Annotated in this window: 13 protein-coding genes; 3 read left to right on the forward strand and 10 right to left on the reverse strand. The window is 65.5% G+C overall.

Translation table 11 applies throughout. The features are described from left to right. The 10 genes from AC1DXS_RS24245 to flgB all read right to left on the reverse strand — a co-directional run. On the reverse strand, positions 1–1,283 hold a 1,283-nt coding region (locus AC1DXS_RS24245), incomplete at its 3' end, for a methyl-accepting chemotaxis protein (protein WP_477739996.1). A 77-nt stretch (positions 1,284–1,360) separates the two neighbouring features. Then, a complete protein-coding gene (gene flgJ / locus AC1DXS_RS24250; protein ID WP_477739997.1) occupies positions 1,361–2,299 on the reverse strand; it encodes a flagellar assembly peptidoglycan hydrolase FlgJ in 939 nt (312 codons plus the stop codon). Beyond that, positions 2,299–3,447 carry a flagellar basal body P-ring protein FlgI gene (locus tag AC1DXS_RS24255; protein ID WP_477739998.1) on the reverse strand — a complete coding sequence of 383 codons (1,149 nt, stop codon included), beginning with the start codon at positions 3,445–3,447 and terminating at the stop codon, positions 2,299–2,301. Before AC1DXS_RS24255 ends, flgJ begins: the two co-directional genes overlap by 1 nt. 8 nt (positions 3,448–3,455) lie before the next feature. Beyond that, positions 3,456–4,124 (reverse strand): flagellar basal body L-ring protein FlgH, encoded by a 669-nt coding sequence (locus AC1DXS_RS24260; RefSeq protein WP_477739999.1) that lies wholly within the window; start codon positions 4,122–4,124, stop codon positions 3,456–3,458. Next, positions 4,124–4,906 carry a flagellar basal-body rod protein FlgG gene (gene flgG / locus AC1DXS_RS24265; protein ID WP_477740000.1) on the reverse strand — a complete coding sequence of 261 codons (783 nt, stop codon included), beginning with the start codon at positions 4,904–4,906 and terminating at the stop codon, positions 4,124–4,126. Before flgG ends, AC1DXS_RS24260 begins: the two co-directional genes overlap by 1 nt. A gap of 38 nt (positions 4,907–4,944) precedes the next feature. Next, on the reverse strand, positions 4,945–5,685 hold the full coding sequence (locus AC1DXS_RS24270) for a flagellar basal body rod protein FlgF (protein WP_477740001.1): 741 nt from the start codon (positions 5,683–5,685) through the stop codon (positions 4,945–4,947). 42 nt (positions 5,686–5,727) lie between these two features. Beyond that, complete coding sequence (gene flgE, locus AC1DXS_RS24275; protein ID WP_477740002.1) at positions 5,728–7,014, reverse strand: flagellar hook protein FlgE; 1,287 nt, start codon at positions 7,012–7,014, stop codon at positions 5,728–5,730. Positions 7,015–7,110: 96 nt separating this feature from the next. After that, positions 7,111–7,776 (reverse strand): flagellar hook assembly protein FlgD, encoded by a 666-nt coding sequence (locus AC1DXS_RS24280; RefSeq protein ID WP_477740003.1) that lies wholly within the window; start codon positions 7,774–7,776, stop codon positions 7,111–7,113. Positions 7,777–7,825: 49 nt separating this feature from the next. Next, the gene (gene flgC / locus AC1DXS_RS24285; RefSeq protein ID WP_477740004.1) at positions 7,826–8,242 is read right to left on the reverse strand and encodes a flagellar basal body rod protein FlgC; all 417 of its coding nucleotides are present in this window, start codon (positions 8,240–8,242) and stop codon (positions 7,826–7,828) included. 33 nt (positions 8,243–8,275) lie between these two features. Next, positions 8,276–8,680, reverse strand: coding sequence for a flagellar basal body rod protein FlgB (gene flgB, locus AC1DXS_RS24290; protein WP_477740005.1), 405 nt, complete (start codon positions 8,678–8,680; stop codon positions 8,276–8,278). Positions 8,681–9,082: 402 nt separating this feature from the next. On the opposite strand from flgB, the gene flgA reads away from it, so the two are divergent. From flgA to AC1DXS_RS24305, 3 genes are all read left to right on the forward strand, one after another. Next, a complete protein-coding gene (gene flgA / locus AC1DXS_RS24295) occupies positions 9,083–9,787 on the forward strand; it encodes a flagellar basal body P-ring formation chaperone FlgA (protein ID WP_477740006.1) in 705 nt (234 codons plus the stop codon). An 88-nt stretch (positions 9,788–9,875) separates the two neighbouring features. Further along, entirely contained in the window at positions 9,876–10,154 is a 279-nt protein-coding gene (flgM, locus tag AC1DXS_RS24300; protein WP_477740007.1) for a flagellar biosynthesis anti-sigma factor FlgM, read from the forward strand. Then, complete coding sequence (locus tag AC1DXS_RS24305; protein WP_477740008.1) at positions 10,151–10,606, forward strand: flagella synthesis protein FlgN; 456 nt, start codon at positions 10,151–10,153, stop codon at positions 10,604–10,606. Before flgM ends, AC1DXS_RS24305 begins: the two co-directional genes overlap by 4 nt. Positions 10,607–11,140: the final 534 nt, after the last annotated feature.

The raw sequence follows: 11,140 nt of genomic DNA on the forward strand, positions 1-11,140 counted from the left end.
GCACTGCGCTGGGCCAGGTTGCGCACTTCGGCACTGCGCTGGGCCAGGTTGCGCACTTCGGCGGCAACGACGGCAAAGCCTCGGCCCTGTTCACCGGCTCTTGCCGCTTCAACAGCGGCGTTCAAAGCCAGGATATTCGTCTGGAAGGCAATGCCGTCAATCACACCGATGATGTCCACAATCTTGCGCGACGACGCATTGATCGCGCCCATGGTGCCGACCACTTCAGCGACGACGCTGCCGCCCTTGACCGCGACACTCGACGCGGACACCGCCAGCTGGTTGGCCTGACGGGCATTGTCGGCATTCTGTTTGACGGTGGAAGTCAATTCCTCCATCGAGGCCGCCGTCTCTTCCAGCGAACTCGCCTGCTGCTCGGTGCGTGACGACAAATCATGGTTGCCCGCCGCGATCTCGCTGCTGGCCGTTGCGATGGTGCCGCTGGCCTGGCGGATCTGGCTGATCACGCCGGCCAGTTCCTGCTGCATCTTGTGGATGGCAAACAGCAGGCTGCGGCTGTCCCCCTTGCGCAAGCTGACCTGCACCGTCAGGTCGCCCTGGGCCACGCGGTCCACGATGTCGGCGGCGTAAGCCGGCTCTCCGCCGATCTGCCGGCCCAGCATGCGCGACATCACCACGCCCAGGCCCACACTGGCCGCGATGCCGGCCAGCACCAGCACCACCATGGCCAGGCGCGAATTGCGGTAAGTGGCCGCCACGTTTTCCATGCTGGCCCTGGCCTGCCCGTCGCTGTAGGCGACCATCTGCTGCAGGATGTCCTCGACCGCACGCGACTCCTTGAGCAGCACGGCGCTGTCCTCGGCCACCTTGCCGTCGTACTGCGAAGAGTCCAGCGACTGCTTCATCAGCAGCACCACAAAGTCGTTCATGCGCTGCTTGAGCTGCGGCATTTTGGCGGTGTACTGCTGGTACAGCGCCTGGCCCTTGGCCTCGTCTTCCAGCAGCGGCTTGACTTCGCCCATGCGGTCCTCAATGCCCTGCAGGGCGGCCGTGATGTCCTTCTTGCCGATGTTGCGCTCACCGATGGACGAGGCCGACAGCAGCGTCATCTGCGCCCGGCTGGCGTAGAGCAGGTGGATGTTGGCCTCCTGCACGCCCTTAAGCGCAAGCACCTCCTGGTTGTAAAGGCTTTCAGTCGCAGCGCTGATGCGGCTCATGTGAAAGATGCCCAGCCCACCGATCACGGCGCCTACGGCCGCCACAATGAGAAAGCTGCCGACCAGCCGGGTCATGACACGGAGTTGATGGAACCACTTTTGCATGTCTATTCTTCTTCCTGGTTTGTTTCTGGTTTGTTTCGCTGTTCGTTGATTCCTGAGTGGCTTGCATGCGAGCCTGCTCAAGCACTCATCTGCCGCATGATGCGCACCAGCTTCCCGCCGTACTCCGGGTCGGTCGCATAGCCGGCGCGCTGCAGGCCGTGCGCGGCCTCGGCCGGGTCGCGCGCGCCCAGCACGCCTGCGTAACGCGGGTTGCTCGCGAGGAATTTCGCGTAGTCGGCAAAGGCCTCGTCGTAAGAGCCGTAAGCGCGAAACGCCGCGCGTGTTTTCTGCGGCTCACCGTTGACGTATTCGGTGGTGGTGGTTTCGGCCACCGGGCCTTTCCAGCTTCTATCGGCCTTGATGCCAAAAACATTGAAGCTGCTGCTGCCGTCTTCCCTGCGGATTTCGCGCTTGCCCCAGCCCGATTCCAGCGCCGCCTGCGCCATGATCAGCTGCGCGGGCACGCCGCTGGCCTCGCTGGCGCGCTGCGCGGCCGGCAGCAGGCGTGAGACAAAAGCCTCGACATGGGCTTGCGGCAGCGCGCTGCGGCTCAGCGTGGCCTGTGCCGTGGCTTCTTCATACAGCGACAGGTCGGGCGCGCGGCTTTGGAGTGCCGCCGGTGCCGGAGGCGGCAGAGGAACAGCGTTGGGCGCCTGTGCGCCGGCCTCGCCACCCGCCATGCGGCTTAACTGCGCATACATGGCATCGGCCAGACCCAGGCCACGCCCTGACAGGTTTTGCGCGAGCTGCTGGTCCAGCATGGAGGTGTACATTTTTTCTGACTGGCTGCCGAACAGGCCTTCCGAGGGCGTGGCCTCGCGCATGCTCTTGAGCACCATGCTCATGAACATCACTTCAAACTGCTTGGAGGCCTGCTTCATGCCCTCCTGCGGCGAGCTGCGCGCCGTGCGCCTGAGTTCGTCCACGCCCTGCACGTCCAGCGACAGGCGCTGGTCGAGCACGCCCGAGGCCGGGGTACTCAAGCTGTTCAGACCGGCAAGGCTCACGTCACGCATCAGATAATCTCTAGCTCGGCGCGCAGCGCACCCACAGCCTTCATGGCCTGCAGGATGGACACCAGGTCCTGCGGGTTGGCGCCCAGGGCGTTGAGGCCCTTGATCACGTCGGCCAGCGAAGCACCGCCCTTGACGACCTGCAGCGCGCCGCCGCCCTGGCTCAGCTCGATCTGCGAGCGCTGCGTCGCAACCGTGTTGCCGCCGGAAAACGCGCCGGGCTGGCTGATCACCGGATCGGTGTTGATCACCACCGACAGGCTGCCGTGCGCCACCGCGCAGTCGTTGATGCGCACCGTCTGGTTCATCACCACCGAGCCGGTGCGGGCGTTGATCACCACCTTGGCCACGGCCTGCGCCGGGTTCACGTCCAGGTCTTCGATACGGGCCAGGAAACCGACGCGTTCCTCGGGCCGGGTCGGCGCGTTGACCTGGATCACACGCGCGTCCAGCGCCTGCGCCGTGCCGGGGCCGAAGCTGCGGTTGATCGCATCCACGGCTTTTTGCGCGGTGCCGAAATCGGTTTTGTTGAGCTCAATCATCAAGGTGCCGTCGCCGCCCAGCGGGGACTCCACCGCGCGCTCGACAATCGCGCCGGCCGGGATGCGGCCCGAACTGAGCTGGTTGACCTTGACCTGGGTGCCGCTGGCCGAAGCGCCCGCGCCGCCCACCACCATATTGCCCTGGGCCAGCGCATAGACCTGGCCGTCCGCGCCCTTGAGCGGCGTCATCAAGAGGGTTCCGCCGCGCAGGCTTTTGGCGTTGCCCAGCGAAGAGACAGTGACGTCTATGGCCTGGCCGGGACGCGCAAACGGCGGCAGCACGGCGGTCACCATCACGGCGGCCACGTTCTTGAGCTGCATATTGGTGCCGGGCGGCACCGTCACGCCGAGCTGGCCCAGCATGTTGTTCAGGCTTTGCGTGGTGAAAGGCGTCTGCATGGTCTGGTCGCCGCTGCCGTCCAGGCCCACCATGAGGCCGTAGCCAATCAAGGGGTTGTCGCGCACGCCCTGAATGCTGGCCAGGTCCTTGATGCGTTCGGCTTGCACCGGCAGCACAGGCAACGCTGCCAAGGCCAAGGGAAACAGCCACTGCAGGCACAGCCTGCGCGCGCGGAATCGTACAGAGCTGAAGTTAGACAGGGCTTGCATGGTCGGCATCAGAACGGCAAGACGTTGAGGAAGACGCGCTGCAGCCAGCCCATGGTCTGCGCTTCGTCGATATAGCCCTTGGCGCTGTATTCGATGCGCGCGTCGGCCACTTGCGTCGAGAGCACCGAGTTGTTGGCGCCCACGGTGCGCGGGTTGACCACGCCGGAAAAGCGTATGTATTCCGTGCCCTGGTTGATCAGCATCTGCTTTTCGCCGCTGACCAGCAGGTTGCCGTTGGCCAGCAGTTCCACCACGGTGACCGTGATCACGCCGTTAAAGGTGTTTTTGGAATTGGCGCCGCCCTTGGCGCTGATGACGTTCTTGCCGCTGGCGTCGGCGTCCTGGTCGCTGGAGACCAGGCCGCTGAGCAGCTTGGGCACCAGGCCCAGGGCCGAGGTGGCGCTACTGGTACGGCTGGCGTCGGCGGCTGAATTTTTGCTGGCGTTGATGTTCTCGTTGACGACGATGGTCAGGATGTCGCCCACCTGGCGCGGCCGCCTGTCTTCAAACAGCGCCTGCGCACCAAAACTCGCGCGGTAGATGGAGCCGTGGGCCGGCACGGCCGGCCGCGGCTGCGCATCGTAGCGCGCCGTCATGGGCTGGTGCACGATGGGCTCACGCGGCATCTGGGCGCAGCCGCCCAGCAACACCGCGGCGGCCAGCGCGCAGCCGCGCATCACAGCTGGGCCAGGCGCGCGAGCATCTGGTCGGATGTCTGCACCGCTTTGCTGTTGATCTCGTAGGCGCGCTGGGTCTGGATCATGTTGACCAGCTCTTCCACCACGTTCACGTTCGACGACTCCACATAACCCTGGTTCAGAACGCCCGCGCCGTTCTGGCCGGGCGCGGTCTGGTTGGCGCCGCCCGAGGCGTCGGTTTCCACATACAGGTTCTCGCCCTTGCTCTCCAGGCCCGCGGGGTTCATGAAGGTCGCGAGCTGGATCTGGCCTATCTGCACGTTGTTGCTGGAGCCGGCCTGCGTGATCGACACCGTGCCGTCGCGGCCTATGGTCATGCCGGTGGTGTCCTGTGGCAGCGTGATGGCCGGCTGCAGCGGGTAGCCGTTGGCCGTCACCAGCTGGCCGTTCTGGTCGGGCTGGAAGGAGCCGTCGCGGGTGTAGGCATTGGTGCCGTCGGGCATCAGCACCTGGAAGAAGCCGCCGCCGTTGATGGAGACGTCGCGCGGGTTGTCGGTCTTGGTCGGGTTGCCCTGGGTGTGTATGCGCTCGGTCGCCACCACGCGCGCGCCGGTGCCGATCTGCAGGCCGGAGGGCATGCGGGTCTGGTCCGAGGTCTGGCCGCCGCTTTGGCGCAGGTTCTGATAGAGCAAATCTTCAAACACCGCGCGGCTGCGCTTGAAGCCCGTGGTGCCCACGTTGGCCAGGTTGTTGGAGACCACGTCGAGCTGGGTTTGCTGCGCATCCAGGCCGGTCTTGGCGATCCAGAGGGAACGAATCATGGGGAAACTCCTGCGGGAGAAAACATGTCAATAAAGGCTCAGCTCGACAGCAGCTTGTTGGCCTGCTGGTCGTTGCTCTCGGCGGTCTGCAGGGTCTTCATCTGCATCTCGAAACGCCGCGCATTGGAAATCATCTGCACCATGGCCTCGACCGGGTTCACGTTGCTGCCTTCGAGCGCGCCGGTCTGCAGGCGCACCTCCGGGTCGGCCTGCGGCGCGGGCCGGCCGGGCTGCATGCGGAACAGGCCGTCGTCGCCGCGCACCAGGTCGGCCGCGGCCGGGTTGACCAGCTTGAGCCGGCCGACTTCGGCCGCGCCCACGGCCGGGTCACCCGCGCCTATGGCCGTGAGCACGCCGTCGCCGCCCACCACCAGCGCGGAGCCCGGCGGCACCACCAGCGGGCCGGCGTCGCCCATCAGCGGGCGGCCGCCCTGCGTGCTGACCTGGCCCTCGGCGCCCACCTGCAAGTTGCCCAGGCGCGTATAGGCTTCGCTGCCGTCCGGCATCTGCACCGTCAGCCAGCCCTCGCCGCGCACCGCGACGTCCAGCGGGCGGCCGGTCTGCATCAGCGGACCGGCACTCATGTCGGCGCCGGGCGTGGTCGCCACCACCATGGCCCGCGTGCCCATTTCCTCGCCGACCACGGGCACGGCGCGAAAGCTGTTGATCTGCGCGCGAAAACCCGGCGTGGACACGTTGGCCATGTTGTGGGCCACCGAAGCCTGCTGTTCCAGCGCCTGCTTGGCGCCGCCCAGGCCGATGTAAATCATCCGGTCCATGCTGTCTTTCCTGCTTTCTGCTTTTTTCTGTATGTCTTGGGATCAGCGCATGTTCACCAGGGTCTGCATGACCTGGTCCTGCGTCTTCACGGTCTGCGCATTGGCCTGGTAGGTGCGCTGCGCGATGATCAGGTTGACCAGCTCGCCCGTCAGGTCCACGTTCGAAGCCTCGACCGCGCCGGACGACAGCGCGCCCAGCTTGGTGCCGCTGCCGGGCGAGCCGGTCAGGGGCTGGCCCGATTCGGCGGTCTCGGCCCAGACGTTGTCGCCCTTGGACTGCAGGCCGTTGGGGTTCACGAAGGACGACAGCACGACCTGGCCCAGGGTCTGGGTCTGCTCGTTGGAATACTTGCCGGTGATGGTGCCGTCCTCATTGATCGCGAAGGCCGTGAGCTGGCCCGAGGTGAAACCGTCCTGCGTGAGTTTCTTCGGGTCGTTGACGTTGCCGAACTGCGTGGAACTGGTCAGGTCCATGGTGAAGCCCATCGCGTTCGCGCCGTTGGCGAAGTTCAGGCCCGCGAAATTGATCTTGCCGCCCACCAGCGTCGTCGGCGCGCCGGCGACCAGGTTGCCGTTGCCGTCAAAACCCAGGGTGCCGGTGGCCAGCGGCGCGCTGTTGGCCACCACCGGCGGGCCGGCCGGCGTGGGCGCGGCGATCATGCCGCCGGTCGCGTTGAGCGGGTAGCCGTCGGCCGTGGCGTAAACACTCCAGGCGTTGGGGCCGGTCTTCACGAAGAAGGTGTTGATTTCATGCGAATTGCCCAGCGAGTCATAGACCTTGACCGGGTTGGAATAGTTGTAGGTCGCCGAGTTGTTCGCGTCAAAGGGCGTGGCGGTGGGCACCGTGCTGCGCGAATCGAGGTTGTACTGCGACACGATGCTTTGCGTGGCGCGAGGCGCCATGGCCGCGGTGGGCAGCTGCAGCGGGCCGGGCGTGCCGCCGGCCACCGTGCCGTTGGCCGAGCGCTGGTAGCCGGTCAGGCGCAGGCCGCCCGCATTGACGATGAAGCCGTCGGCGTCCTGGTCGAACTGGCCGTTGCGCGAATACATGATCTCGCCGCTGGGGCTGGCCAGGCGGAAAAAGCCGTCACCGTTGACGATGGCCACGTCCAGCCCGCGCGTGCTGCTTTGCACCGCGCCGGCGCTGAAGTTCTGCACCACGGCCGCGACCCGCGTGCCCAGGCCGACACGCGAGCCCGCATACACGTCGGAGAACAGCGTGTTGCCCGACTTGAAGCCCACGGTGCCGGAGTTGGCGATGTTGTTGCCGATGACGTCGAGATTGCTGGCGGAGGCGTTCAGGCCGCTCACCCCTTGTGCGAAACCCATGGTGTTTCCTTTTATTCAGTTGATTGCTTGGCTGCTAAGGTATTGATGACTGACTTCTTGAGTGCTTGAGTGCTTGATCGCTTGATGGCCTGAAGCTCAGAGCACCTGCCGGACTTCATCCAGGCCGGCCTTGCGGCCGCCGCCCAGGTCCAGCGACGCGCCGCCATACACCTGCGCCACGCTGGCGACCTTGGCGTAGGTCAGCGCGAGCGACTGCACGTCGTCCTTGCCGGCCTTGGCCGTCACGCTGAGGGTGTAGTTGCCGTCGGGCACGGCGGCGCCGGTGTCGCTCTTGCCGTCCCAGTCGACCATCTTCACGCCGGCCGGCAACGCGCCCAGGTCAAAGCTGCGCACCACCTCGCCGGCCGCGTTCTTCACGCTGACCTTCACCGCGTCGGCGGCGCCGGCCAGGTCTATGCCGAATTTGGCCGGGGTGCCGTCTTTCACCACCACGTCCTTTCCCGGAACCAGCACCGTGCGGCCTATCAGCGCGGCCGACTGCAGCACCTGGCTGGCGCCGCTCTGGGCCAGCAGCGACTGCACCGCGCCGTTGAGTTTTTCAATGCCGCTCACGGTGCTCATCTGCGCGAGCTGCGAGGTCAGCTGCGCGTTGTCCAGCGGGTTCAGCGGGTCCTGGTTGTTCAGCTGCGTGACCAGCAACTTGAGGAAGCGCTGCTCGCTGTCGGCGGCGGACCCCTGCTGCGAAGCCAGGGCGTTCAGCGTGCTCGCGGGGTCGGATGCGGCGGGGGCGTTCACGGCCATGAAAATGTTTCCTGTGGAGGGAGGGGTGGAAGAAGCAAACGCGCGGCGCTTACTGGCCGACGGTCAGGGTCTTGAGCATCAGCGTCTTGGCGGTGTTGAGCACCTCGACGTTGGCCTGGTAGGAGCGCGAGGCCGAAATCATGTTGACCATTTCTTCCACCGGGTTGACGTTGGGCATGGCCACATAACCTTCAGCATTGGCGGCGGGGTTCTTGGGGTCGTGCACCATACGCAAGGGGGATTGGTCTTCAACAACACGCGAGACGCGCACACCGCCTATGGCATCGCCGGGCACAGGCGCGGTCTCAAACACCACCTGGCGCGCGCGGTAGGGCTGGCCGTCAGGGCCGGCCACGCTGTCGGCATTGGCCATGTTGCTGGCCGCCACGTTCATACGCTGGGACTGCGCCGTCAGGGCGGAACCGGCGATCGCGAAGATGCCGCTGGAGCTGTTGAAATCCGCCATGGGTGCAGGCCTGCTATTGAATGTGTGGATGGATTACTGGGCCGCCGCCAGCAGCGACTTGATCTTCGCGCCCAGCAGCGTGAGGTTGGCTTCGTAGCGCATGGCGTTGTCGGCGAAGTTGACACGCTCCATGTCCATCTCCACCGTGTTGCCGTCTATGCTGGACTGTGCGGGTGTGCGGTACAGCAGCTCGTCCGCGCCCGAGGCAGGCGCCTCGCCGGGCAGGTGGCGCGCGGATGTGGTCGACATGCTCATGGCTTTGGACTGGCGGCCGCGCTCCAGCGCCTCAGTAAGTCGGCTGCTGAAATCAAAGTCACGCGCCTTGTAGTGCGGCGTGTCCGCGTTCGCGATGTTGGCCGACAGCACTTCCTGCCGCCGCGCCCTGAGGCTCAGCGCCTCCTGGTGAAAGCGCAGCGCTGAATCCAGTTTGTCGATCATGTCGTTTCTCCGTGCTTGCGTCGCCCGCGCTTTCCGCAGTGCCGCCTTTGAGCAAAATTGTAGGAATCGCCCGCTTTCGCAATCCGCGGAACAGACGGGGTTTCAGCGGCCAATTCGGGCTTATTGAGGCTTCCTGGTCCAGGGCGACACACAGCTTTGGCTCAAGCCGTCCACCGTTCGGGCTGAGCTTGGCCTGTCCTGAGCTTGTCGAAGGGTCGAAGCCCTTCGACAAGCTCAGGGCGAACGGTGGCAAGGGTCGGTTGTCATGCATTGGGACCTCACGCATTGCACTCCCATCGCCTCCTTTTCAATCGGACGAATAACAGCCGGATTGCCGCGCACTTCAGGCCTTGGCTTGTGCTTCCGGTTTCTAGAATTTGCGGAAATCTGCGCAATCTGCGAATGAACTTAATTCCCCGCCTCGCCCTGCTGCTTGCAGGCCTTGCCGCCTGCAGCCTGCCGGCGCGCGCCGGGGGCCCGCAAGCCGCAGCGCTGGCCGGCAGCGCGCGCACCGTGATCGAACGCTTTTTGCAAGAGCAGGCCGCCGGGCTTCCGGGAGAGGTATCCATCACCCTGAACACGCCCCTGTCGGGCGCACTGCCGCCCTGCGATGCGATCGAGCCCTTTCTGCCCGGCGGTGCGCGGCTCTGGGGCCGCGTGTCGGTCGGTGTGCGCTGCAATTCGGCCACGCCCTGGACGCGTTATGTGCCGGCCTATATCGCCGTGCGCGGCAGCTATTACGTGGCGGCCAGGCCTATCGGCGCCGGGCAGGTACTCGCACCGGACGATGCGGCGCTGCGTGAAGGCGACCTCGCGGCCCTGCCGCGCGGCGTGGTGACGGACCCGGCCCAGTTCAACGGCGTCACGGCGCTGAACACCATTGCCTCGGGTGCGCCGCTGCGGCGCGAGTCGCTGCGCGCCCCCATCGCGGTGCAGCAGGGCCAGGCCGTACGCCTGCGCACGCGCGGCCCGGGGTTTACCGCCAGCACCGAAGGCAAGGCCATGAGCAGCGCCGCCGTGGGCGCCCTGGTCCAGGTCAAGACGGCCGGCGGCCAGCTGCTCAGCGGCATCGCGCTGGCGGACGGCACGGTGGAACGGGTTCACTGAAATTCACTCAGAATTTTTTTGAAATGAACCCTAAAGTTTTCATCCGATCCGCCGTTAGAGCGGTGATGTCCCCCCGAGGAATCCCTCCATGAACATCCAGAAAACCTTCACATTCCTCAAGAATGTGGCCGACAGCGTTGCCCCCGCCGCCCGCGAAAGCCGGGCCGCAGCGCCGGCGCCCGGCGCCCTGGCACGCCCGGTCTCACCGGCGCCGCTGCTGTCCACCCAGTCGGACTTTGACGCCGCCCGCGTGGCCAGAATCCGCGAAGAAATCAGCGCCGGCCGCTACCAGGTCAACACCGGCAAGATCGCCGACGGCCTGCTGGCCACGGTGCGCGACCTGCTGGGTGAAGAGCCCAACAAATGAGCGGTGCACTGCTCGAACTGCTGAAGCACGAACATGCCCAGGCAGTCCTGTTCCTTGAACTGCTGAACCGGGAAGCCCAGGCCATGACCGAGGGCCGGTTCGCCGAACTTCCCGGGCTGGCCGAACGTAAATCCCAACTCGCTGGACAGATCACCGAGACAGGCCGGCGCCGCGAAGCGCTGCAGCAAAGCCTGGGTTACGGCCCGGGCCGCCACGGCGCTGATGCCGCGGCCGCCGCCGGCAGCACCGCGCTCAAAACCGCCTGGCAACAGCTGCTGGCACGCGCGACCGAAGCCCACGAACTGAACCACCGCAACGGTGTGGTGGTCCACACCCACCTGGACTTCACGCGCCAGACACTGAGTTTCCTCAAGGCCGGCGGCCAGCCGCTGTATGGGCCGGATGGTACGCACCGGTCGGGTGGCAGCGGGAATCGGTTGGGGGTTGGCTGACCCCCCTCTGCCCCATTCCCTGCTGAGGGAGGGCCGGGTCTTGCGCCGGCGGGCGCGCTCTTTCCCCTCTTTCCCCTCTTTCCCCTCTTTCCCCTGCTTAGTCCTGCTGGCCGGGGGTAGCCCGGCAGCTACTCACTTTTCTTTTGCTTCGCCAAAAGAAAAGTAAGCAAAAGAAAAGGCGACCCTGGTGTCTGCGTCCCCTTCGCTTCGCTACGGGGCAGCCTGCGGTGCTCGGTCCAGACGGGGTCAAAAACAACTCGCTTCGCTCAAACACGTTTTTGCCCTTATCCGTCTGGACCTGCGCTCCTCGGCGCATACACAAGGGGCCCGAGATACCAAACAGCCAAAGACAAGAAGCCGAATACCTGAAACCACAAGGACACGCCGTGGCGTGTCCTTGTTTGTAGTGATTTTTCTTTGGTATTTGTCTTCTGTCCCCGATCCCGATTGCCCCGTCCTGGCTGGGCCGAGGAGCGCAGAGACAAGCGGATCAGGGCAAAAACGTGTTTGAGCCGCAGGCGAGTTGTTTTTGAC

It is taken from the genome of Polaromonas sp. P3_B1 (assembly GCF_056402935.1).